This is a genomic window from Micromonospora sp. HM5-17 (assembly GCF_003762835.1).
In the GTDB taxonomy this organism is placed as follows: Bacteria; Actinomycetota; Actinomycetes; order Mycobacteriales; family Micromonosporaceae; genus Plantactinospora.
In genome coordinates, this window is sequence record NZ_RJWA01000003.1 from 701,426 (window position 1) to 725,953 (window position 24,528).

General features: G+C 67.5%; 18 protein-coding genes and 1 pseudogene. 12 read left to right on the forward strand and 7 right to left on the reverse strand.

The window, feature by feature from the left end:
• Positions 1-112 precede the first annotated feature (112 nt).
• Together pglW and EF879_RS12570 are read left to right on the forward strand one after the other, a co-directional pair.
• Positions 113-4,585 carry a BREX system serine/threonine kinase PglW gene (gene pglW, locus EF879_RS12565; RefSeq protein WP_123558000.1) on the forward strand — a complete coding sequence of 1,491 codons (4,473 nt, stop codon included), beginning with the start codon at positions 113-115 and terminating at the stop codon, positions 4,583-4,585.
• 329 nt (positions 4,586-4,914) lie between these two features.
• Positions 4,915-6,018 (forward strand): hypothetical protein, encoded by a 1,104-nt coding sequence (locus EF879_RS12570; RefSeq protein WP_123558002.1) that lies wholly within the window; start codon positions 4,915-4,917, stop codon positions 6,016-6,018.
• Positions 6,019-6,354: 336 nt separating this feature from the next.
• On the opposite strand, the gene EF879_RS27225 is transcribed toward EF879_RS12570, so the two are convergent.
• From EF879_RS27225 to EF879_RS12590, 5 genes are all read right to left on the reverse strand, one after another.
• A complete protein-coding gene (locus EF879_RS27225; protein ID WP_158624159.1) occupies positions 6,355-6,504 on the reverse strand; it encodes a hypothetical protein in 150 nt (49 codons plus the stop codon).
• A 115-nt stretch (positions 6,505-6,619) separates the two neighbouring features.
• Positions 6,620-8,236, reverse strand: a complete 1,617-nt coding sequence (locus tag EF879_RS12575; RefSeq protein ID WP_158624160.1) for a DUF262 domain-containing protein — start codon at positions 8,234-8,236, stop codon at positions 6,620-6,622.
• A gap of 35 nt (positions 8,237-8,271) precedes the next feature.
• Positions 8,272-9,255, reverse strand: a complete 984-nt coding sequence (locus tag EF879_RS12580) for a hypothetical protein (RefSeq protein ID WP_148086419.1) — start codon at positions 9,253-9,255, stop codon at positions 8,272-8,274.
• Complete coding sequence (locus EF879_RS12585; RefSeq protein WP_123558008.1) at positions 9,245-10,540, reverse strand: DUF3696 domain-containing protein; 1,296 nt, start codon at positions 10,538-10,540, stop codon at positions 9,245-9,247. Before EF879_RS12585 ends, EF879_RS12580 begins: the two co-directional genes overlap by 11 nt.
• A 12-nt stretch (positions 10,541-10,552) precedes the next feature.
• Positions 10,553-12,628 (reverse strand): DUF262 domain-containing protein, encoded by a 2,076-nt coding sequence (locus EF879_RS12590; protein WP_158624161.1) that lies wholly within the window; start codon positions 12,626-12,628, stop codon positions 10,553-10,555.
• Positions 12,629-13,072: 444 nt separating this feature from the next.
• Here EF879_RS12590 and pglX point away from each other — a divergent pair, with 444 nt between their 5' ends.
• From pglX to EF879_RS27630, 8 genes and pseudogenes are all read left to right on the forward strand, one after another.
• The gene (gene pglX / locus EF879_RS12595) at positions 13,073-16,657 is read left to right on the forward strand and encodes a BREX-2 system adenine-specific DNA-methyltransferase PglX (RefSeq protein ID WP_123558440.1); all 3,585 of its coding nucleotides are present in this window, start codon (positions 13,073-13,075) and stop codon (positions 16,655-16,657) included.
• A 141-nt stretch (positions 16,658-16,798) separates the two neighbouring features.
• Positions 16,799-16,999 carry a hypothetical protein gene (locus EF879_RS12600; RefSeq protein ID WP_123558442.1) on the forward strand — a complete coding sequence of 67 codons (201 nt, stop codon included), beginning with the start codon at positions 16,799-16,801 and terminating at the stop codon, positions 16,997-16,999.
• 3 nt (positions 17,000-17,002) lie between these two features.
• The gene (locus tag EF879_RS12605; RefSeq protein ID WP_123558012.1) at positions 17,003-17,524 is read left to right on the forward strand and encodes a DUF6879 family protein; all 522 of its coding nucleotides are present in this window, start codon (positions 17,003-17,005) and stop codon (positions 17,522-17,524) included.
• 13 nt (positions 17,525-17,537) lie between these two features.
• On the forward strand, positions 17,538-17,909 hold the full coding sequence (locus EF879_RS12610) for a hypothetical protein (protein WP_123558014.1): 372 nt from the start codon (positions 17,538-17,540) through the stop codon (positions 17,907-17,909).
• A gap of 5 nt (positions 17,910-17,914) precedes the next feature.
• Positions 17,915-20,047: a tetratricopeptide repeat protein gene (locus EF879_RS12615; protein ID WP_123558016.1), complete on the forward strand. Its 2,133-nt coding sequence runs from the start codon at positions 17,915-17,917 to the stop codon at positions 20,045-20,047.
• Positions 20,048-20,054: 7 nt separating this feature from the next.
• Positions 20,055-20,462, forward strand: coding sequence for a hypothetical protein (locus EF879_RS12620; RefSeq protein WP_123558018.1), 408 nt, complete (start codon positions 20,055-20,057; stop codon positions 20,460-20,462).
• Positions 20,455-21,606 (forward strand): ATP-grasp peptide maturase system methyltransferase, encoded by a 1,152-nt coding sequence (gene tgmC, locus EF879_RS12625; protein ID WP_123558020.1) that lies wholly within the window; start codon positions 20,455-20,457, stop codon positions 21,604-21,606. The genes EF879_RS12620 and tgmC overlap by 8 nt, the downstream gene beginning before the upstream one ends.
• A gap of 276 nt (positions 21,607-21,882) precedes the next feature.
• Positions 21,883-22,233 (forward strand): annotated as a pseudogene (locus EF879_RS27630) (NUDIX domain-containing protein); the annotation flags it as partial.
• Positions 22,234-22,386: 153 nt separating this feature from the next.
• Here EF879_RS27630 and EF879_RS12635 read toward each other — a convergent pair.
• Together EF879_RS12635 and EF879_RS12640 are read right to left on the reverse strand one after the other, a co-directional pair.
• Positions 22,387-22,608 (reverse strand): DUF397 domain-containing protein, encoded by a 222-nt coding sequence (locus EF879_RS12635; RefSeq protein ID WP_233604403.1) that lies wholly within the window; start codon positions 22,606-22,608, stop codon positions 22,387-22,389.
• The gene (locus tag EF879_RS12640) at positions 22,605-23,453 is read right to left on the reverse strand and encodes a helix-turn-helix transcriptional regulator (protein ID WP_199736344.1); all 849 of its coding nucleotides are present in this window, start codon (positions 23,451-23,453) and stop codon (positions 22,605-22,607) included. Before EF879_RS12640 ends, EF879_RS12635 begins: the two co-directional genes overlap by 4 nt.
• A 149-nt stretch (positions 23,454-23,602) precedes the next feature.
• Here EF879_RS12640 and EF879_RS12645 point away from each other — a divergent pair, with 149 nt between their 5' ends.
• Positions 23,603-24,271: a hypothetical protein gene (locus tag EF879_RS12645; protein ID WP_148086420.1), complete on the forward strand. Its 669-nt coding sequence runs from the start codon at positions 23,603-23,605 to the stop codon at positions 24,269-24,271.
• On the forward strand, positions 24,268-24,528 hold the full coding sequence (locus tag EF879_RS12650) for a hypothetical protein (protein ID WP_233604404.1): 261 nt from the start codon (positions 24,268-24,270) through the stop codon (positions 24,526-24,528). The genes EF879_RS12645 and EF879_RS12650 overlap by 4 nt, the downstream gene beginning before the upstream one ends.

Here is a 24,528-nt window from a genome sequence, read left to right on the forward strand (position 1 = left end):
CTGCCGCTGACCGGTGCGGTGCCGGGTCGCCTGACGATGCCGGGTCGCCTGACGGCGCCGGGTCGCCCGGCGGTGCGGATGACGGGCAGGACGTGACAGGAGGCGTACGCCGATGCGGGACGGCCGGTGGACGACGGTGACGCCCTCGCAGTTCGATCACGAGCGAGCGGCGCTCGACCACATCCGTCGACTTCTGCCCGACGCCGGGGCCTACCGGGCCTGGTCGAACTTCACCTTCACCGCCGACACCGGGCACGTCTACGAGATCGACCTGCTGGTCGCCGCCCCCGCCGGTCTCTACCTGATTGAAATCAAGAGCCTGCGCGGCAGGCTGACCAACAGCGGACCGAACTGGATCGCCGACGACCAGGGACGGGTACGGGTCTTCGACAACCCGCTGCACCTGGCCGACCTGAAGGCGAAACGGCTCCGTTCGCTGCTCGACCGACAGGTCGCCAAGCGCCGGCTCCGGGGCCTGAGGGTGCCGTTCATCCAGGGCGCGGTCTTCCTCTCCGTGCCGAACCTGGAGGTACGCCTCGACGAGCACCAGCTCCACTGGGTGTTCGGGCCGGAGCCGGCGCCGGGGCAACCGGCGGGTCCGCTTCCGGGGATCTGGTCCGGGTTGCTGGGCGCACCACCGCGTGACGCGCGGCGCGAGGTATCGCGGGAGCTGTCGGACGCGCTGCCCGCGCTGCTTCGAGACGTGGGTATCGCCCGCAGCCGCCGGTACGAGCAGGTCGGCTCGTGGAAGCTGGCGGCCCGGCCGTACGACGTGGGCCCGACCTGGCAGGATCACCTGGCCCACCACGTCCAGTTTCCGCACGAGCACCGACGGATCCGGATATATCTGCTGGAGCGCCACGCGGCGAAGACGGAGCGGACCAGCATCGAGCGGGCGGCCCGGCGCGAGATGATCGCCCTGCACGGGATCAGCCACCCGGGGATCGTGCAGGTCGACACGATGGAGCCCCACGAGGGCGGCCCGGCGCTGATCTTCCGGCACGATCCCAGGGCGGTCCGGCTCGATCACTTCATGGCCCAGTACGGTGACCGACTCGACGTCGGCACCCGGATCGGGATGGTCCGGCAGCTCGTCGAGGCGATCGCGTACGCCCACGGGCGCCGGCTCTATCACCGCAGCCTGTCGGCCCGCGGAGTGCTGGTCACCCCCGGCGAGCAACGTCGGGGCGAGCCCGAGGAGGCGGCCTGGCTGCGTCCGCGCCTCCAGATCAGCGACTGGCAGGCCGCCGCCCGAACCCCGGAGTCGGTCGGCGGGAGCGCGGACGCGCTGCGGGTCTCCCCGTCGTCCCGGCTGGGCGCGCACCTGGAGCGGTCGGCGGAGGCGTACCTCGCCCCGGAGTCGAGCGCGCCGTCACCGGACCCGGTCGCGCTCGACGTCTTCGGCCTCGGCACCCTCGCCTATCTCCTGTTCTCCAGCCAACCACCGGCGGCCAGCCGGGCCGAACTGCTGGCCCGACTCGCCAAAGAGGACGGTTTGCGGCCGTCGTCGGTGGCCGACTCGGTCTCGGAGTTCATGGACGAGCTGGTGCAGCAGGCCACCCGGCCGGTACCGGCGCGCCGGGTCGCCTCGGTGGCCGAGCTGCTGGAGCTGCTCCAGCTCGTCGAGGAGGAGTTCACCGCCCCGCCGGCCGCCGCCGAGGAGCAGATCGACGTCCTGGAGGCGAAGGTCGGGGACGTGGTCGCCGACTGGCGGATCAGGAAGAAGCTCGGCACCGGGTCGACGTCCCGGGCCTTCCTCGCCGAAAACGTCCGGACCGGCGCCGCGGAGGTGCTGAAGGTCGCGCTCTCCGACGAGAAGGCGGCCCGGCTGGAGCACGAGGCGCGGGTGCTGCGGGGTCTGCACAAGGATTCCCGAGTGATCCGGCTGGCCCGGGAGGAGCCGATCCACGTTCCGCCCCGGACGATGATCGTGCTGGAGCACGCCGGTGAACTGACCCTGGCCCGCAAGCTCCGCGAGGACGGCCGCCTCACCGTCGACGAGCTGGAGACATACTCGGACTACCTGTTCGGAGCGCTCGACCACCTCCAGGGCGAGGGCGTCTTCCACCGGGATATCAAGCCGGACAACATCGCGATCCGGGTCCGGCCAAACCGGACCCGGCAGCTCGTGCTCTTCGACTTCTCCCTGGCCGCGCTGCCGGTCGAGGAGATCGAGGCCGGCACCCCGCGCTATCTCGACCCGTTCCTCGGAACGCCGGCCCGGCCCGTCTACGACGAGCACGCCGAGCGGTACGCGCTCGCGGTGACCCTGCACGAGATGGCCTCCGGCGAGCTGCCGAGCTGGGGCGACGATTCCACCAACCCCCAGCACACCGAGGGGCCGCCGGTGTTGGCGGTGGAAGCGTTCGACCCGGCGATCCGCAGCGCCCTGGTCGGCTTCTTCCACAAGGCGTTGCACCGGGACGCCAGCCAGCGGCACGCCTCGCTGAAGGAGATGCGTGACGCCTGGCAGCAGGTGTTCCGCCAGTCGGACCTGACCGCCCCGGTCGGCTCGGAGCATCCGGACGCCGAGGTCGAGGTGACCGCCGCGGAACGGGACAAGGCGGCGGCCCGGGCGACCCGGACGACCGTGCTCGAAGCCTCCGGTCTCACGCCCCGGGCCGTCTCGGCGGCGCACCGGCTGGACGCGACCACGGTCGGGGACCTGCTCGCGCTGGGCTCGAAGCAGTTGCTCACGCTGCCCGGTCTGGGCGCGAAGACCCGGGGAGAGTTGCAGCAGCGGCTGCGCGAGTGGCGGACGCGGCTGGGCGAGCAGGAGCCGTCACCGTTGTCTCGCCACGAACGGGCCGCGGCGAAGGCCGAGATCGCCGCGGAGTCGGCGCGGGCGGGGGCGGAGCCGGGGCACGACGGTAGGTCGGCGGCGGATCTCGCCCGGGTCGGGCTCGACGCGGTCGCCGCCTTCCTGGTGTCTCCGCCACGTTCGTCGAGTCGCCACGTGGAGGCGGTACGGCTGCTGCTCGGCCTGCCGGACGAGGAGGGCCACCTGCCGGATCTGCCTCCGTGGCCGTTGCAGTCGCAGGTGGCGAAGAGGGTGGAGGTCACCCCCGGCCGGGTGGCGCAGTACCTGATGGATGAGCGGAAACGCTGGCATGCCGATCCGGTGCTGGGCAGCATCCGGGAGGAGCTGGTCACGCTGCTCGCCGAGAGCGGCCGGGTGATGGAGGTGACCGAGCTGGCCACGGCGCTGCTGATGCGGCGCGGCTCGGCGAAGGAGGCCGAGCCGCTGCGGCGGGCGGTGGCGCTGGCGGCGGTACGGGCCGCGGTCGAGATCGATCCACTGTCGGCGGAGCCGAGATTCGCCGTGCGGCGGCACGGCGACGCCGGCCGGGCCGCGGCCGGCACCTCGAGACGGAGTCCGGCCGGTGGCGCGGGGCACGGTCCGACCGGTACCCGGGGTCGGGACCGCCTGCTGATCGCCCTTGAGGTCGCCGCCGACGAGTCGCCGGACACGCCGTCGGCACCGGCCCTGCTCGACCTCGCGGACGCTCTCGGCAAGGCGGCGGACCGGTTGGCCGGCCTGGAGGTGCTGCCGAGCCCGGCAACGGTGCTGCGGGAGCTGGCGGCGGTGGTCGACACCGTCGGGTATGGGGGATTCCGGTTGGACGACCGGCGGATGGTGCAGCTGGCGGCGGCAGCCTCGACACGGGCGGCGGCCTCGCCCCGCCTGGAGATCTATCCGCGTGACCTCGATCCGGTACGGGCGTTGCGGTTGACCCAGGCCGGACTGGTGCCGCCGTCGGCCGGCGACCGGCCGGCCGGGCTGACCGTGGAGCAGATCCAGGAGCGGGTCCGGGCCCGTTTCCCGGAGCTTCCGCCGTTGCCGGGGCATCCGCAGTTGGACCGGCTGCTCGCCGAGGCCGGGTTTCCGCTGGTGTATCGCGGCGGGGCGTACCAGGCACGGCCGGGAATCGGCTCGTCAACGAGGATGTCGTCGCACCAGCGGCGGCCGACCGCCACCCGGATGACGATCTGGAACGCCAGCTCACCCGAGCTGGCGGCCGCGCTCCGTGCCGAAGGGCGACTGGTCCGCACCGGTGCGGAGGGCGGTGGCTTCCGGGCGTTGACGGTACGCACCGACCGGTATCCGCAGGCCCAGAGGGAACTGGTGGACAGGCTGAACGCCCGGCCGTGCAACGTGGCAGCGCTGTTCCTGCGTCAGCTTCGTGCCCTGGTGGAGGCGCGGCCGAAGCCGACCTGGGACACGGTACTCGCCGCCGACGCGGCCGACCCCAACTCGCGGGACGCGTTGAAGCTCGCCGAGTTCAGCGCCCGAGCCTGGCAGCGGGTCCGGCCCGAGCTGCTGGCCCTGCCGGACCGGCGGCTGCCGCTGTTGCTCTTCGACGCCGCGCCGCTGGCCCGCTACCGGGCGATGGAGTTGCTGGAGGAGTTGGCGGACCAGGCCCGCGCCGGGGCGGGCGCGGTGTGGCTGCTCTGCCCAATGGAGGACCCGGGCCAGCTACCCCGCCTCGACGGCACGGTGGTGCCGGTGGCCGAGGACGAGTGGATTGTCCTGCCAGACGCCTGGGTGGCCAACGAACACCGGCAGAGGGAGCCGACGCCGTGACCGTCACGGTAGTTCCGATCACCGCCGTTACCGGCCGACGGGTGTTCGGTCCTTAACCGCCTGGTAGATCTCTTCCCCAGCGCTGGCACGCCCGCGATGACGGCGTGGGCGGTGCGGCTGTCGGCAAGGAAGTCCTGTACGCGCTCCTAGTGATGGCTGTAACGAGCGCTCGGCGGCGTCGTCATCGCCACATCGGCTAACGTGGATCGAAAGGGTGCCGATGGGCCCCGGCGTCGTGGCGGTCGGCGCTGGGGGCGCTGCGTCGATCCCTGGGCAGGCTCGGCGCCGCCGTGACCGGACGACTCGCACAACCAACGCGGGGGGACACGATGACCTACTTTGAGGTTGATCCGTCTGCAATAGACCGCTTCGCTGATCAGCTGGGCCGGTTCAGAGCGAGCGCCACCGCCGTCGTCGAATTCATTGATATATATCAGTCGATGGAGACGGTGGAAGAAGTCGGTGGGCAGGGGCTGCTGAACTATTTCTGGCTGGGTCACAGTGATCACGTCCATCGGGCTCAGACCAGGATGCGTTGCACTGACACGGTGGCTTTCTTGGCCGAGCTTGGCTTCCGAGATGCCGCTGGCTTCTATCGACGGACGGATCTCGCCGCCGCTGAACGCCTAGACCGTTCCTATCCTGGCGCTCGACCAGCGGAGTCCGAGTGGGTCGGCAATACTCCCCCCGAGGCGCTTCGGTTCGAGGACCGGTACGATCCGAGAGAGCATCTCCACAAGCCCGAAGCGGGCGAACTTCAACCCAAGGCTGCGGCACTCGCCAGCGGAGTCGGCGCCATTGCCGATGGCAGCAGCATGAGCTGGTGGGCCCGACAGATCCTGATTGAGGTCGTGGGCCGCGATCCGATAAAGGATGTAATCGAGGCATTTTCCGGAGACTGGGAAGCCGTAGCGCGGCTGGCCGAGGGCTGGATGCGGTGTGCCAGTACGGTGAGCGCCATGCGCTCGACAATGTCACACGCCGACGAGGCGCTTAATATGGTCTGGAAGGGCAACGCGGCTGACGCGGCAGTGGATTTCGTGCAGCGGTTGACCGACGCGACCCTGCTGGAAGTTCGGTACTTCGAATACCTCTATGAGATATCCAAGGCGCACATCGACATTGCGTATTTCGGCTACGAAATGATCAACTACCTGGCCGGGGAGCTGCTTGATCTACTCGCCGAAGCAATAATCGCATTCCTGACCTCGGGTACCGTGGCCGGGCCGGTCTTCGTCGGCATCTGGGCGGTCGTCGATGCGATTATCTTCGTCGTCGACACCGTGCGACGGATCTACCACGGCTACCGTGTGGCAGCCGCCGGTATCGGCCGACCCTACGGAGACGAGGAGCCGGACTTCGCAATGGAACGGCTGTACGGTCTCGATGCCAACAACCTTCCCGTTTCCTACCAGCATCCCGCGCTGAGGTGATTCCCGTTGACCCAGCCCTCCGACGTACCCTTCCGGCTTCCTATCGACCCGGAGCAGCTGGAACGGCTGCACCGTTTCGCCCGAGCCGCCGCACGTCGGCTACCAGCGCCGTCCGATCCTCTGTTGGCTGAGTTCGTGAAGGGCGTGAGCGAAGGACGCATTCGCCCACGGGAGTTCCTGCTCTCCGAGCACTATCGGCCACGCGCTCGAGCCAGCACTCCGTCGTGTTCTACAGCATTATCAGGAGCTTGACGACGACGAGCGCGCAGCACAGGCGGCTGAGGGCGAGGCGAGAATCGCGGAGCTGCTGAGCCAAGAGGATGGATACGATAAACGCTAGGTGTCCTCTCGATTGCGAGACCGCCAACGCTCCCACCCATCGCGTAGTGCGGGCATGCGCCACCATGCGTAGAAGACGACCAGGGCGCCGATCGCCCCAACCATGAACACCAGGAACACGGCAGTGAAGAACAGGTTGAGGTTCACTCATCCAGCCTATGCCCGGCGGACGAAGCCGTCACTCCCCGTTAGCCCGCCGACAGCCTGCGAGGCGACGCGATCGCAACGTCGGGCAGGTGAGCTTGCTGTCGTCGTCCACTCCCTACGCTGACTCCCAGGCCAGCTCGGCTCCGGTTTCCTCGATGAACTCCCGTTCGAGCCGGATCAGGGTGGCGGTGCGCTCCCGGATGAAGCCGTCCCGGTCGTCGGCGACGAGGCGGGCCAGCGCGGTCGGTGGAATGGCGTGGCTGACCACGACCGCGCGCAGCAGCCTCGGCGGCAGGTCGAGCAGGGCGTCACGCACCGAGACACCGGGCGGGGTGGGCAGGACGATCCGGTTGGCGATATTGGAGGCGTTCGCCACCCCGGTGACCACCCGGCGGTAGGCGGCCGGACCGGACCGGGCGAGCAGCTCGACCAGCTCGATCGGCTCGCCGTCCAGTCCGTTGCGCTGACCGAAGTGGTTCAGCTCCCAGAGCAGGAACGCCCGCACCCGGCCGTCGGAGGTGTCGAACCGCTCGGGCAGTGGCTGGGCGTACTGCCCCTGGCTGGTCAGCGTGGCGTGACCGGTGGCGAAGGCGCGGATCTGGTGCAGGGCGCGACGCACCTGGACGCTGTTGCCGCCGGCGAAGATTGTCGACCACGACGTACGCCAGAACCAGCGGGTCAGCTCGCGGATCTGCGTGCCGTCCGGGTCGGGCCGGTGGTGGAAGAAGGCCGCGAGCAGGACGATCTGCTGCGGGTACGGCACCAGCCAGGCCACCGGGACGCCCGCCTCGTACCGGAGGAACCGCACCGCGTGGTGCAGGGCGACCTCGGCCTGGGCGATCGCGCCGTCGACGTCGCCGCTGATCCGCTCGGCGAGTGCCGCCCAGCGCAGGTTCTGCACGTCGTCCTCGCCGGCGAGCGCCGCGATCGTCTGGAACACCGGTTCGGCGCCGATGTCACCGAAGCCGCTGTCGCCGAGACTCTCCCGGATGGCGTTGATCCGGTCGCTGAGGGTCTCCGTGTTCTCGGGCCGGTAGGTCAGCGCGGAGACCATCTGGTCGGGCCGGATCTGCAGGCCGCTGCTGTTGACCCGGGCGAACGCCCGGACCGCCCGGTCCAGGTCGCCGCCGAAGATCCGGAAGACCGGGATCTTGTACGACTTGATCCGCTGGGCGACCTGCTCGGCCTCGTCGACCAGGATCTCGGCGTCCTCGGCGGTGCTCGGGTCGCGGGCGAGGCGGCGGGCGTACCCGAGGAAGTCCATGGTGCGCAACACGGTCTGCATCGGCAGCAGGTTCGCCGGCGGCGCGCTGCGACCCCAGTGCTGGAACCGGACGTCGCGCGGGTCGGTGGCGCCGAGCGTCCGGTAGATCCACCACCGACGGTCCGCGCCGGTGGCGGGCGGCTCGGGTCGGCGGATCAGGGTGCCGAAGAGGGTGGAGAGCCGCTGGTGCCCGTCGAGCAGGTAGGCGAGCTGCCCCTCGGGAGCGGGCGGGACGTCGATCTCGGCGACCTGGTCGAGCGTCGGCAGCCGCAGGTTCGTCTCCCAGATCAGGATGCTGCCGATCGGGTAGCCCCGCTCGATGCTGTCGAAGAGGTCGAGCATCTGGTGGGGCTGCCAGACGTACGGGCGCTGGAACCGGGGGATCCGGAGCCGGCCGGAGCGGACCTCTTCGAGGAGTTGCTCCAGCAGCAGCACCTCCGGTTTGACGGTGAACTCCTCGGTCTGCACCCGTTCTCCCTGCGTCCGCTGGCGTGGGCGTACGGTCAGATTCTGCCGGCGACGGTTGCGAGCAGCGCGCGCAACTCGGCGACGACGTCCGGCCCGAGCTGCGCGAAGTCGTGTTCGGTCAGCCGTTCCCGGCGGGCGTGCAGCTCGTCCAGCAGCCGGTTACCGAAGCCGTCGTGCAGGCCGGTCCGGGGTGCCGGCGGGACGAACGCCGGAAACAGCTTCTCGAAGGCGTCCCTGGCCTCCGGCGACCGGTCAACCTTGCGGAAGCCGTGCTTCATGTCGTAGTGGGCGCGCTGCTCCGGGGTCAGTTGCTTGAGCAGCGTCAGCTTCCGGGACGCCTCGCCAGAGCGGCCGATGGTGGCGAGCACCCGGTACGGCACGTAGTTCTCCGCCTCGCGCCGGGCGAGCACGTGTACCGCGACGCCGAGGTGCCGGAGCCGGTCGGCCTTGTCGTCGCTGCTGGTGCGTTGCCGGGGGAGGAACCGGTCGCTGTCGAGGACGGCGGCGACCCGGACCACCCGGCGGAACCGGCGGACAATCTGCTCGGCCACCGACACCAGGGTGCTGCCCCCGCCGTTGGCGAACTCGACCCAGTCGTTCTCGATGGCCCGGCGGACTCGCTCGTCGCCGAGCACGTGGGCGACGGCGGCGAGGAAACGGCCGTCGGAGCCCTGGTTCTCCACGACCACCACGGCACGCTGGCACAGGTCCGCCGCGTGCTCGACGAGGTCGGCCCGGGTCACCCGGACGACCTCGGGGCCGACCTGGCTGGTGCCGGTCCACATCTGCGCGGTGGCCGCCTTGCGCGCTGTCGAGGCGATCGCGTCGGAAAGTTTCGGTAGGTGCTTCGGCAGGAACGCCTCGACCGCGACGACCACCAGCTCGTTGGTCACCCACTCGTGTCGCTCGTCGACAAAGCAGTACAGCAGGCTGTGGAGGTGGGTGAGGTAGGTCGGGTCGTCCGACCCGGTGGTGTCCTCGCCGTCGGCGAAGACCTCCGGGGTCAACTCAACGCGCACGGGGATCCTGCCTCGTCCACTGGGCGCGGGCCAGCGCCCGGGTTTCCTCGTAGTCCTCCGAGAAGACGCCGGTCGGCCAGTAGTCGAGGTTGCCGTCGGCGTCGATGTGGATGCGTCGGGCCTGGGCCGAGCCGTTGTCGTGCTCCACGAAGTAGATGGCGATGGTGTCCGGGTCGAGCCCTTCGGCGACGCGCCGCCGCAGCCGCAGCAGGAACGTCTCGCTGTGTGTCTCGATCAGGAACCGGACACCGGTCGCCTGCCACGCGGCCAGGTAGAGATCGGCGAGACCGGCGTGCGCCGCCGGGTGCAGGTGCAGCTCCGGCTGTTCGATGATCTCGAGTACGGGTCGGCGGGGCGGGTCGACCAGGTCGAGCGCCCGCTGCACGAAGATCGGCAGCGTCTGCGCCACCCCGGTGCCGGCGTCGGCGAGGTTGACCGTGACGTCCTCGCCGGTGGCCGAGCGCAGCACCAGCGACCAGACCTCGCCACCGTCGACCAGGTCGAGGGTCCACCCGGGCAGGAGCTCGGCGATGCCCTTGTTGACCCGCCGGATAAGCTCGCCCTGCCGGCCGGCGGTGTCGCTGGCCAGGATGCGGGCGGCGTGTAGCCCGGTGCTACCCAGCTCCTTTGGCATCCGGGCCGGCAGCAGGTAGCGCCGCTGCGGCTGCTCCCGGAACGGCCCGAAGTAGCGGATGGTCGGGAAGATCCTACGAAACTCGTAGATCGCTTCGATCACGTGGTCGGAAAAAACTGCGTCGCTCGACAGTGGCGAGCCCTGCCAGAGCCCTAGGGACCGGGTCGGCAGCAGTCCCCGAAACCGGACTGGCAGGTTCTCCTGCACCTCGTCGCCGACCATGATGGAGTACCGAGGATTGTCGGCGGGGTCGTTCAGCTCCCACTCCAGCCGAATGCCGGACTCGGGCAGTTCCAGTTCAGAGACGACCTGCGAGTCGTAGCGGTCGCGGTTGACGTTCTGAACCGTCGCCCGGAGCCGACTGCGATTCAGCTCGTCCTCGACCGTCAGGTCGATCTCAATTCCGCCGTGGGCCCGCCGGCCGTGGATGAGGTCGACGAACCGGCCGACCAGCCCTTCGCCGAGCCTGTCGAGGTCGAACGGGGTCGGCGCGTCGGTGCGGATGCCGGTATCGATCAGCACCGGGGCGCGGACCAGGGCGCTCTTGCCCGAGTTGTTCCGGCCGAGGACCACGGTGATCGGACGTAGCTCGATGTCCTGGCGTTGGGCGAAGCAGCGATAGTTGCCGAGGGCCATTCGGACCAGAGCCATGGGCCACACCCCCTAATTGAACGTGACCCCGTCTTCCCGATCGCTGTCACCATCAGCGTCCAGGCCGATTTCTCTGGCAAGATCGTTAGCCGTCATTCTTTGCTCGGCTGCTGCGCGGCCCGCGTCATCGAAGCGTACGCCTTCTGTTTCCAGTATCACCCGAGGATCGTCATGACGTGAGGGGTCGGGCCACCGGAAATCTGCCGAGACCGAGCCGTCAATTTTCAGCACTCGGTGAGCGTTTGGTCGCGGTATGCCGGCTAGACGACTGGCGACAGTCCGATGAAACACTCCGACAAGTTCGGCGATGTCCGAGTAGCTTGTCCAACGGCCCGCAGGAATACATGCGAGGGCTTGGTCCATCAATGACCAGCGCGGGCTGGCGGGCGCGGCGGCGGCGGACTCATCTGGCCCCGGCCAGATTTTGATGATACGCGCGGCAAGCGCACGACCGCGAGCGAGTATTTCGTCTCGGCCCCATCTCGGGGCGTCAGCGATCTCGCGGTTCATCGCAAGGCCACTGTCGCGGAGAACCGCCTTCTTGGTGTCGAACCCATCATTGGCAAGCTTGGCATTGTATGCCGTCAGGGTGAGGTTTCCCAGGGTGTGTACCAACGAACTGTGCAGCTCCTGGACAGTTTCCCCGTCGCGTAGGTCAGGACGCAACATGTCTCGCCACGCGTCGTTCAGAGACTGCGGAAGAACATGTTCGATGGTTAGCTTCGCGGTGTCAAAGTCAATTGGTTCCTTGTGGTCATAATCCTCCTCGATGCATCGCAACACGTAGCTCCGTTGAGGCCCGCGACCCAGCCAGTAAAAACTGTTGACCAGCACGGCGTCACGAATGTGTTGATCGGTGGGGAGTTTCTTTCGAATGCCGGACAGCGCGCGGGTAATTGCCTTTGCCGAGGGGACCTGCTCACCCAGGTCCTTCACCAGTGACATAAGGATACGGTTCGTGTTTGCGCTCGCGATCCCAGCAATCATTCGACGGACCAGATAGCTCTCCACCACGCGAAGGGCGTCCGCCGCCTCGCTGGAGCTGAGACTGCCGGCCTCGTTCGCGAGGAGAACGTGCAGTGCGATGGGATGAACTACAGCGGCTCCCCAACGGTCCAGCCGGTCCAGTGCACGACGCAGGTCCGGATCGGCCACACTGTGCGGGTTGAGGATCTTATAGAACAGCCGTGCCTTCGTGTGCAGGTCGACAATCCATTGTTCGATCGCTGCCTCGTCCGGTAGTTGGTTGAGCCGCTGCTGCTGCGAGTGGTAAACCGCCTCCTGGGTGGCTCGGTCGTCGCCGCGCAGTACCAGGTCCAGCCAGACCAGTTCCTCAAGCTGCTTGTCGGTCAGCAGCTCCTGTAGCGGCAGCCACTGCCGCTCATACACGTAGTCCCCGCGGGCGGGCAGCCGCATGAACAGGTAGTTGCGGAGCAGGTCGGCCTGTGTCAGGGGCTGCCCCGTGTAGTTGAGCGACTCAAAGATGCGGTGGACGTTGTCGTCCGGGTGGGCGGCGATCTCCACAAGGCTGAGGCGCGCCGCGACAGTCTGCTCGATCCGGGCGAGATCCTGACTGTCATCTGGGTCGTCGGCCTGGACAAGCGCGGCCCGGAAGAAGCGGTAAGCCTCCCCAATGCGATCTTCGCCGCCAGCACCCGGCTCACGCTCCACCAGCGCTAGCCATGCTGCCCGATCGGCCTTGGTGGGCAGCAGCGTATACCGTTCCATGCCAGACGCGTACTTGTTAAACAGGTACATGTCGTCGATCTTCGCGGCCAACTGCTTATCAGTCTCATAGACGTGATCGCGAATCGCGCACAACAGGATGCTCAAGGTGGTGAGTCGCTGCTGCCCATCGACAACCAGCCAACTCTGGACGCCCGTCGGGGTATTGGAAGGACTGGGGGCCAACACCACCGACCCAAGGAAGTGGGTGGCGTTGTTGCCCTCTCCCGCGACCCGCATGATATCGGTCCACAGTTGTGCGAGATCGCGCCGCTTCCAGCTATAGCGGCGCTGGTAGAGCGGCACAACGTACTGTTTCTCGCCCTGCAGCAAGTTGCGGACAGTCGTCTCGTTCGCCTTCACGACGTCTCCCCAGGAGCGGCACATGTTCACCGTGGACACCCATGAGCCTCGCCATGGTGGGCCCCATCGGCGGTGATCGCCATCAACCGATCGGTGGGATCTCGCCTGAGCGTAGCGGGTGTTCGCGGGATTTGCTTTGCCCGGCCAGACGAAGCGTCAGCGTTGTGCCCGTGGTGCAGGACCTGCGGGAAGTGGTGAGGTTTCTGTCGTCAAACCTTCGGTCGTGCCAAAGAACCTGCTGGTCAACCGGCCTGGGATGCTACAGCGCCCCGGTAGAAACAGGGATGCGGGGCGCCAGGGCGTTGGCCCATGCCGTTACGGCCGTCGGGCACCTGACACCCGTTCTAGCCGATCGCCACATCAACCCTTCGTACGGTTGGTGGCACAACCCATGACGGTAGGGTGATGCGGTTCGGTGCTGCGGGACACGAGGTGAGGCGGACCGTGATCGATCGTCGGGCGCTGCTGAGGGACCTCCAGGGCCAGGTCAGGAGGCTGGAGAAGGACTTGGTCGAGCAGATCGGCGACTCCGGCGAGCACTACGACAGGCTTCGCCCCGAGTACGACCGGGCGTTCCGCCTGAAGCGGACGGCGGCGACCTGGCAGGCGTGGCGGGACGAGCGGGTGACCCAGACGGCGGTGGCCTGGGTGCTGGGCACGGTCTTCGTGCGGTTCTGCGAGGACAACGGGCTGTTCGGCGACGCCTGCTATCTGACCGGGCCGAACAAGGAGCGGGCGGTGCTCGCCGAGGAGTCGCAGGACGACTTCTTCCGGCGGCACCCGGAGAAGACCGACCGGGACTGGCTGCTGGCCGCGTTCGAACATATTGGCCAGACCCAGGCGGGGCGGCTGCTCTTCGACCCGAAGCACAACCCGGCCTACCAGATCCCGATCAGCCACGACGCGGCCAAGGCGCTGATCGCCTTCTGGCGCCGGCGTGACGAGGCCGGCACGCTCATCCACGACTTCACCGACCCGCAGTGGGGTACCCGGTTTCTCGGTGACCTCTACCAGGACCTGTCGGAGGCGGCGCGGAAGCGGTACGCGCTGTTGCAGACGCCGGAGTTCGTGGAGGAGTTCATCCTCGACCTGACGCTGAAGCCGGCGATCGACGAGTTCGGCCACGAGGGCATCAGGGCGATCGACCCGACCTGCGGCTCCGGCCACTTTCTGCTCGGGATCTTCCGGCGGCTGATGACGGAGTGGAAGAAACGCGAGGATCTGGATCGCTGGGAGAAGGTCCGGCTGGCCCTGGAGTCCGTACACGGCGTCGACATCAACCCGTTCGCGGTCGCCATCGCCCGCTTCCGTCTGCTGCTCGAAGCGATGCGCGAGGCCGGTTTCACCACCTTCGAGGAGATCCGTCAGTACGCCTTCCCGATCCAGGTCGCCATCGGCGACTCCCTGATCAAGAACCGCCAGGCCACTCTCTTCGACCACGTGGACGAGCTGGCCGAGTTTCGGTACGCGACAGAGGACCTGGACGACTATCCGGGGATTCTGGCCGAGGGCCGCTATCACGTCGTGGTGGGTAATCCGCCATATATTACGCCGAAGGACAAGGAACTCAACGAGCTGTATCGAGAGCTCTACAAAGATGTTTGTTCGGGCAAGTATGCTCTTTCGGTTCCTTTCGCCAAGCGCTTCTTTGATCTAGCCAAGCGGCCGGAGCCAGACGGCCGTGGATCGGGCCATGTCGGCCAGATAACGGCCAACTCATTCATGAAGCGTGAGTTCGGTCGGAAGCTGATCGAGCGCTACTTTGCCGAGGAAGTCGATCTGACTCACGTCATCGACACCTCGGGTGCCTACATTCCTGGCCACGGCACCCCAACCGTGATCCTCGTCGGCCGGAAGCGCAAGCATGATCGGGCGGATACGATCCGCGCCGTGCTCGGCGTGCGCGGCGAACCGAGCGCTCCCGAGAATCCACATGAGGGCAAGGTCTGGCAGGCCATCGTTGATCAGTACGATAAAGCTGGATCCGAGAGCGAGTGGATTTCGGTAGTCGACCTGCCGAGACAGCAGCTCCGTACTTTTCCCTGGAGTCTCTCCGGTGGTGGCGCCGACACATTGTTGACTCTCATTCGAGATTCAGCATCCACAACTCTCTCGCAGATGCTGCACCTCATTGGCTTCGTCTCGATTACCGCAGAAGACGACGCCTTCTTCCTTGATCGTGCGAGCGTAATACGTAACCAGATTGAGTCATCCAGGCCAATGGTCACCGGTGATGCTGTCCGCGACTATGTCTGCGAACCAGAAATAGCTTGCATCTTCCCATATGACTCGGCTTTGGGTGCCATCGAGTCGGTCGGCATTCCCAAGTCCATCAAATTGCTGTGGCTGAATAGGAGAAGGCTGCAACGTCGCAAGCGGTTTGGAACCATCATCGAGAACATCCCTTCTCTCAAGTGGTACGAATTTGGTGAATTGTACCGCGAAAAACTGAAGGCGCCACTTTCAATTGCATTTGCGTTTGTGGCAACACACAACCAGTTTGTACTTGACCGCGGAGGTAGCATATTCAACCGTTCTGCTCCGGTGATTAAACTCCCAGAGGGGGCGACGGAGGACGATCATCTGCGGCTGCTGGGGGTGCTGAACAGTTCTATAGCGTGCTTCTGGTTGAAGCAAGTCAGTCATGATAAGGGAATCCGCGGCGAGGGCGGCGGATTTACGAGCGACGACTGGGAGCGGTTCTACGAGTTCACCGGTACGAAGCTACAGGACTTTCCGCTGCCGAAGGCGTACCCGTTGGAACTGGCGCGGGAGCTGGATGCGGCGGCGCAGCGCCTGACGGCGGTGAGTCCGGCGGCGATCGCGAACCAGGGCGTACCGACGAGGGAACGTCTTGCCGAGGCACGGCGTGAGTGGGAGTCGACCCGGGGGCGGATGATCGCGCTCCAGGAGGAGCTGGACTGGCAGGTCTACCACCACTACGGGCTGCTGCCGGAGGAGCTGACCGCACCGGCCGAGTCCGTGCCCGAGCTGAAGCTCGGCGAGCGCGCCTTCGAGATCGTCCTTGCCCGGCGGGTCGCGGCCGGACAGGCCGAGACGCAGTGGTTCGAGCGGCACGGGTCCACCCCGATCACCGAGCTGCCGGACCACTGGCCGGCGGAGTATCGGGCCGTGGTGGAGAGGCGGATCCAGGTCATCGAGCAGAACCGCTACCTGGCACTGATCGAGCGGCCGGAGTGCAAGCGGCGGTGGGCAACCGAGGGATGGGACCGGATGCTCGACCAGGCGCTGAAGGACTGGCTGCTGGACCGGTGCGAGAGGCGCGAGCTGTGGTACGCCCTGGACGAGAACGGTGTTCCGCAGCCACGTCCGCTGTCTGTCGCCCAGCTCGCTGACGAGCTACGGCAGGACGCCGACTTCGTCGCGGTGGCGAACCTCTACGACCCGGGCAAGGAGCTGTCGGCGCTGCTTGCCGAGTTGGTCGAGCCCGAGCACGTGCCCTACCTGGCGGCGCTCCGCTACACCGACACGGGCATGGCCAAGCGCGCGGGCTGGGAGAACGTGTGGGACCTGCAACGGCAGGAGGACGCGGCGCCCGACGAGCCGACCAAGCGGCGCATCCGGGAACGCATTCCGGTCCCGGAGAAGTACAAGCCGACCGATTTTCGCAAGAACAGCTACTGGAGCAAACGCGGCAAGCTCGACGTGCCGAAGGAGCGGTTCATCTCGTACCCGCAGGCGGGCCGGGACAACGACCCGACGCTCCTGATCGGCTGGGCTGGCTGGGACCATCGCGAGCAGGCGCAGGCGCTGGCCACGCTCATCGTGCAGCGGGACGAGGAGTCTGGCTGGCCGTCCGAGAAGCTGACGCCCCTGCTTGCCGGCCTTCGTGAGCTGATGCCCTGGGTACGGCAGTGGCATGGTGAGATCGATCCAGAACTCGGCTACTCACCGGCCGAGATCTATGACGGCTTCCTCACCGAGCGGCTCAACGTCCACGGTCTCACCGATGACGATCTCGCCGCCTGGCGTCCGACGACCACCGGCAGGGGCCGACGCCGAAGCTGATCGTGACAACCTGTCGTTTCGTCGCGTCGCGCCGGCCGGACGGCGATTTTCATTGCACATGGCGTAGACAATCGACTTAGCGACGACATATTGACGAAGTCCTTGCTAGCCTTCTCCTTTCCAGGTGGTCCAGGAGGAGTGATGAAGCTTCGCTTCCTGTCCTCATCGAGCAATTCGGGATCTTGTCCGGCGCTGTACGAGACCGACACCGGTGACATCGTGGTCCAGGGCTACGAGCTGACCGACCCCGAGGCACTTTCGCAGCTTCGTGACGTGCTGCCCGGCGAGACGTGTGTTGTGGTACCACGCGCTCTCATGTCCTGGTTCGGTACGAAAGAGTAGCGAATGGCCAAGGTTGTCAGCGACCCCGACGCGTTTAGGAAGCTTTTTGTCGACTTCGAACATACCGCCTTCAAGTTCGAGGTGCGTCGCGCATACGGATTGCCGTCCGAGGATCTACCGTTTCAGCAGTTTCTGAACGGTGAGGATCCTGGCGTCGAGTGGCTTCGTGACTGGCTGGACCTGATGCGGGAGCAAACCTCGACCGGCAAGCGGGTGGAGCGCGTCCGGGTCGTTGACGACCCCCCGAGTGACTATCTCCGGTTCGAGATCTTCATCACGCCCCACAACATCGCCGCAGGCGAGGACATTCGCTATCTCGACCGCGCTCGGGCGCGTGAGCTCCAGTTGCCGAACCACGACTTCTGGCTGTTCGACTCGCGGACGTTGGCGATTCTCCACTTCGGTGAGGACGATGCGTTCCTTGGATTCGAGATGGTGGAGGACACCGACGAGCTGCTTCGGCACTGTTACTGGCGGGATGTCGCCTGGACCCGGGCGAGAAGGCTCTCCGACCAGGCGAGGTGAGGCGGGTTTCGACATGAGGACGTCGCTCTGGGACGGCGAACTCGTTCGCCTGCGCGCGACCGTACCCCGGTACGACGTCCACCACCTCGCCTCTGCCGACCGCACCGTCGACGCTCGGTCGGTGTTCCGATTCGAGCCCTGGTGCTCGGCGGCACAACGCCGGCCGGAACCCGCCGATGTCACCACCCGGCAACGGCTCTATCACACACACCGGGTGGATATCCGTGCCTGCAACGTCGCCTCCTCGGAGTCGCACGACAAACCGGGCTTCGTCACCGGGTGTCCACCGCGCGAACAGGAATACTTCCACGATGGGCACCGGGATGTCGTACTGACGGGGCTGTTTGGCTTCGACCCTCTGACGACGCCTCGTGGGGCCGGGTGACTGGCATGAACCGCGACACGGACAACGACTTCTCCGGCGGCGCCGGCGCGGTGGTGCAGGCCGGACAGATCACCGGAGGCGTTCACTTCAGGATCACCGAGACGCCGTTTCCTCCGCCGCGTCAGCTTCCGCCCGCCACGAAAGGCTTCATCGACCGTGAGGTGCACATCCGTCAGCTCGATTCGTTGCTCGACGAGACCGAGCTGCGGACCAGCGACTCCAGATTGCCGGTGGTGACGATCTCGACGGTTTCGGGAAGCGCCGGTGTCGGAAAGACCGCGCTGGCGGTGCACTGGGCCCACCGGGTCCGTTCGCGTTTCCCCGACGGGGACCTTTATATCAACCTGCGCGGCTACGACGCGGTGCCGCCGTTGAGTCCGCAGGAGGCCCTGGACGGGTTTCTGCGTGCGCTCAACGTGCCGCCGGAGAAAATCCCGGCCGATCTGCCGGGGCGTACCGCGCTCTATCGGTCGCTGACCGACGGACGACGCATGTTGGTACTGCTCGACAACGCGGCGTCCGCCGAACAGGTACGCCCACTCCTGCCTGCCTCGCCGACCTGCATGGCCATCATCACGAGCCGGAGCAGACTCTCCGGGCTGGCGGTGCGCGACGGGGCGATCCGGGCGGTGCTCGACGTGCTGACCGAGGAGGACTCGATCCGCCTGCTGCGTGAGACGATCAGTCCGGAACGGGTCGATGCGGAACTCGCGTCGGCCGTCCGGCTCGCCGTGCTCTGCTCGCACCTTCCGCTCGCGCTGCGCATCGTCGCGGACCGTGCCGTGGCCGCTCCCGACATGACCCTGGCTGATCTGGTGGCAGAGCTGGGGGAGGAACAGGATCGGCTCGACGCGCTGTCGGTGGAGGGCGACGAGCTGTCCGCGGTCCGCGTCGTCTTCTCTTGGTCCTACAAGGCGCTCTATCCGGGGGCCGCGCGTACGTTCCGGCTGATCGGGCTGCATCCTGGCGCGGACATCTCGCTGGCCGCCGTGGCGGCGCTCGTCGGCACGTCGGTGCCGGCCGCGCGCCGTTACGTCGACTCGCTCGTGGGACTGCACCTGCTCACTCGCGTCGGTGCGCAGCGGTACCGGCTACATGATCTGCTTCGCCTCTACGCGGCCGAGCGGGCGAAGGAGGACGAGCCGCCAGACGAGACCGAGGCGGCGTTGGGCCGCATGTTCGACTGGTATCTGACCCGGACATACGACAGCTACCGGAAGATCCTCCCACAGGGCCGGCCGATACCTGGCCTGACCGATGACCTCGGCCACGGAGATGCTCCGTTCGCCGACCTGGACGAGGCGCTGCGCTGGTGTGAGCAGGAGCGGTTGAACCTGCTCGACGTCATCCGGCTGGCGCAGCAGACGGGCCGGTGCTCGGTGACCTGGAAGCTCGCCATCGCCGCGATGGCCTTCTTCGAACGTCGCTCCTACTGGCGAGCGTGGATTGACAGCCACCTGATGGCGGTCGAGTGCACCAGGCATCTGGCGGATCGGTCGGCGGAGGGCTGGGTGCTCCTCAGCCTCGGCGACGCCTGGTGGGATCGCGGTGAGGTCGACGAGGCTCTCCGGTGCTACTCCGAGGCCCGCGAGGCGGCGCAGGAGGCTGGTGACCAGTGGACGGCCGGCTACGCGCTGCGTGGGTGCTGCCTGGTCTACGAGGACACGGGCAGGTTCGAGGAGGCGATCGAGTGTGCACAGGGCGCGTTGGAGATCTTCCGCGAAACCGATGAGATCCGGGGTGTCGGCTTGTCCCTGATGAGCCTCGGCAACGGTCATCGGAACCTGGCCCGGTATGACGAGGCACTGGCGTCGTACGAGCAGGCGATGGAGATCTTCCGGTCGCTGGGCAACCGCTGGAGCGAGGCCCTGGTGGAGTTGCATCTCGGCCGGACGTTGATTCAGGTGCCGGACCTCGCCTCGGCGTCGGATCACCTCACCCGCGCCCGGGAACTCTTCGCCGCGACGGGTGATCCGCGCCACCAGTCCATCGCCCTGGTCTATCTGGGCGATATGTACGCGGCGAACGCCGACCAGACTCAGGCGCGCCAGGCGTGGACGGTGGCGCTGAACACGCTCATTGAGCTGGACGATCCGCTGGTCACCGAGGTGCAGCGACGGCTGAAGTCAATCGAGTAGGGTGCGTATGGATGATCCCGTCCTGACAGCCATCGTGTCGGCACTGGCGGGCGGCGCCGTCGCCGAGTTGACCGCGGGGAGCAGGGCCGCGTTCAAGGCACTGGTCCGGTTGGTGCGGCGGAAGGCGGCCGAACATCCTGACGCGGAGAATGCGCTACTCCGGGCGCAGCAGGAGCCGTCGGACGAACGCCGTCTCGCGGAACTGCATGCCATGCTGACCACAGCCGTACTCAACGACAGGGCGTTCGCCGCCGAGCTGCACCGGCTGTGGCACGAGGTACGAGCCGGCCAGGGCGCGGGCGACACCAGCCAGACCAGCAACACCATCTCGGGCTCGGTGAGCGGGCCGGTGGTGCAGGCCCGCGACATCCACGGCGGCGTGCATCTCGGTGTCAAAGGCATCACCCATGACTGAGCAACGCGCCGAGGACATCGCCCGGTTCCTCGCCGGGTTGGAAGCCGACGGCTACCTGTCCGATCCGGCGTGGAAGCAGGCGTTCGGCGCGGTGCCGCGTCACGTGTTCCTGCCCGCGTTCTTCCTTCCGCTGCCCGATGGGCGGTGGCAGGCGATCGACGCATCCCACCCCGACTACTGGGCCAACGTGTACGCGGACACCACCTTGACCACGCAACTCGACGGCACGGTCAGTCCGGACCCGGACAGCGGCCCGCTGTCCGGTACCGGCACGTGTAGTTCGACACAGCCTGGGCTCATGGCGTTGATGCTGGACGCGTTGTGCCTGTCCGGCGGGGAACGGGTGTTGGAAATCGGCACCGGAACCGGCTACAACGCGGCGTTGTTGGCACACCGCCTCGGCTCGGCCAACGTCGCCAGCGTGGAGGTTGATCCGGTGGTCGCGGACCTGGCCCGGCAACGCCTCGCCGTGTGCGGGTACCGGCCCACGGTAATTACCGGCGACGGGGAACAGGGCTGGCCGGAGGGTGGCCCCTATGACCGGATCATCGCCACAGTTTCCGTGCCGGCGGTGCCCCCCGCGTGGCTGGCCCAGGTCCGCGACGGTGGGGCCATCGTCGTCAGCCTGTGGCGCGACCTGGGCGGCGGTCCGCTCGTGCGGCTGGAGGTCAACGCCGGTAGCGGGCAAGGATTCTTCCTGGCCGAGGCGGGCGGGTTCATGCCGGTCCGCGCGGTCAACCGGGCAGCGGCGGCGCTGCCCACGGCGGTCAAGCAAACCGGCACGACCCGGCCGACCCGGCACCCGAGCCACGTGCTGCACCACCCCGACGCGGGGCTGTGGTTGGCTTTGCGGGTCACCGGGGTGACCTGGCTCGGGTTCACCCCGGATGGCGGCAACGAACAGATGTGGCTGTTCGCCTCGGACGGCTCGTGGGCGGCGGTCGACGACACCGCCGGGCAGGTGGAGCAGTACGGACCGCGTGAGGTGTGGGACGAAATCGAAACCGTGTTCGATCGGTGGTGCGATGCCGGATCGCCGACCCGGGACCGACTCGGGCTGACCGTCACCGACACCGGAGCACACCGGTTCTGGCTGGATAGCCCAAACGCGGTGGTATGGGACGACGCCGGCGCACGCCGGTAGCCTCCACGGGCTCATGCGACGCTACCGACGGGGGTACGGGTCGCCGCCTTCTACGATGCGGCGTTCTACCTGCTGGGCCGCATCGACCATCCAGCCGACCGCGATGCGTCGTGTAGATGAAATTCGCCCGCGGGTCGACTCGCTACGTGCCAGGACAACCCGGCTAGCCTCTGCGGACGTGACGGCCCCGCCCACGCACCCGGTTGACGTGCTGCTCCTGCTTACCCACGCTGATCATGTCCTGTTGGCGCTGCGGCAAGGCACCGGCTACGCGACGGACAGTGGAACCTTCCATTTGGCAAGCTGGAGCACGGCGAAGACGCTATCAGCGGCGTGGTTCGCGAGGCGCGCGAGGAGATCGGCATACGGATCGACCTCGCCGAGCCACGGATGGTCACCACGGTGCACCATCGCAACACGGCCGGGCGCGCCCGCATCGGGCTCGTGTTCGCGGTGCCGTTCGATCCGGCTCGCCACGGCGAGCCAGTCAATGCCGAGCCACACAAGTGCGCGAAGATTGGTTGGTTTCCGGCTGGCATGCTGCCGTCCAACACCTACCCGTACACCGCCGCGTGCGTACGCGCGTTCCGCGACGGGGTGCCGGTCGTGTTGAGCGGCTGGACATAGTCGGCGATGGGCGGATGCTTCGGACGCGGTGGTGGCGGTGGCGCTCAGCACGGTACGCCGTTGGCGTCGCTGCGGCTGCTCTTCCGTCAGAGATCCATGGTGCTTGGGTTTGTTGTTGTCGGGTGATGCCGTTGGCACCACCCGACGACTACATCAACCCAGGTCGAAGGCGCCGCTGCGCACGGCCTGCACAAAGGTTGCCCAATGCTGCCGGCCGAACAGGTAGGCGGGACCGCTCGGGTCCTTCGAGTCGCGGACCGCAACCATGCCAGCCACCTCGGCAACCTCGACGCATGAACCGCCGGTGTTGCCGCTGCGGGTGCTCTTGCGCCAATTGGCTCGGTTGAGGTCGGTGGCCCGCTCTACGTACGTCACGTCATCTCCTTGACAAGATCGGCGATGAACTGAGCCGACTGCGCGGGACTCCATGCCGCCGCTCGCAGGGAGTCAAAGATCAGACTACAGTTCCGCACCTCGGCAGGGCGCTCCGCGTATGATGCGCCGGCTTGGTGCTCGATGTAGATCACTGAGTGATCCTCGGGATCGGGGAAGTCGAGGATCGTGAACGGGCTGAGCACGACGGCGCCCGCCTCGAAGGGGAGTACCTGGAGCGACACGTTGGGTAGGTCTGCGACCTGTAACAGGTGTTGGAGCTGGCCGATCAGGACCTTCTTTCCGCCGATTGCGCGGCGTACTACCGCCTCATCCAGGACGACTCGGAGCCGAAGGGCCTGTTCGACCACCAGCGCCTGTCGCTCCATCCGAAGCCTGATGTGCTTCTCAACCTCCTCCTCTGGAAGCGGCGGCACCCCCGCCCGGTACATGGCGCGGGCGTACTCCTCGGTCTGCAACAGGCCGTGGACAAACTGAGACTCGTATATGCCAAGGCCGGCGGCCTCCGACTCCAAGCCCACGTACACCTCGAACCACTCCGGCACCGTGTCGCGGTATACGTGCCACCAGCCACGCTGTCGGGCCTCACGGGCCAAGGCGACGAGCTTCTCACGCTCCTCCGGAACCACCTGGTAGAGGTCCAGCAGCGCACGCAGGTCGGGCGCCTTGATGCCGAGCTGGGCGGTCTCGATCCGCGACAAACGCGAGTGGGAGCTGTCTATATGCCTTGCTGCTTGTTCCAGGGTCAACCCTGCTCTTTCGCGTAGGCGTCGTAGCTCGGCGCCAAGTCGACGCCGCCGCACCGTCGGGCTGAACTTCTGCGTCACCCGTCCAACCTCGCATGTCCACTGGATTCGATCATGAGTCCCTGTACTGAATGCAGATTACCTCAGGAACATAGTGTTTCGCACATTGCAGTTTTCTGTGGAGTCTGGGACTGTGTAGACAGTCGTCAACCTGCCCTGTGGGGGTACACGTGAACCAGAACAGTCCGTCGCACTCTGGCTGGTCGGAGCGGGGTCGGGGGTGGCCCGAGCCGGCCGACCAGAGTGGATCGTCCGAGGTGTACGCGGACCTGCTCGCCGCGCTGGACCGGGCCGACGTGTCCGAGGCGCTCCGGGCGGCACTGGTTCGCGCCCTCGCCCCGCCCGCCGCGCCGGCCGAGCCGCCCGAGGTGGACCTGTCCGCGTACGCCGTCGGCGGGGGAGGCGGCCCCAACCTGCGGCTCCGCTCGATCGGTGGGGGCGATGTGCGGCGCCGCTACACCCTGCACCTGACCTTCCCGGCGAGCAGTCTGCGGGTGGCCCGGGGCAAGGCCGCCGCCTACGCCGAGGCCCTGGTGATGCTCCGGCCCGAGTTGAGCGCCAGCCCGGCCCTGCTCTCCCGCGCCGACCAGTGGAACCACGTCGAGCCGGTGACCTGCGGTCGACCCGGGCCGGTGGGGGTGACCTGTGCGCGGGCGTACGGCCACGCCGGCTGCCACCGGGACGGCACCGCGAGCGGACTCTGCTGGGACGACACCGGGCGGGCCGACCCCGGTCCGACCGCCGGCGACCCGCCGGACGACGCCGGCCGCCACGGCCCCGACGCGCGGGGCGGCCACGGCGGGCGGGACGGGCGCGACGAGCGGGGAGACCGGCGGTGAACGCGCCCTCGGCCGCCGCGGTGCCGCCGTACCCCCGGGTCAGCCCGTGCCGGCACTGCGGCCTCGCCGTCCTGCGCGACAACGACGGCAACTGGATCCACGCCAGCCTCTCCTACGCCTGCCGCGACCGCTGGGGCGGGGTGGCCGGGACCACCGCCGAACCCGCTCCGCCGGCCCCGACCTGGGCCGCTCCGACCAGGTGGTCCGGGCCCCCGCCGCGGTCACCGGAACGGGGTGCCGGGTCGGCTACGGTGTAA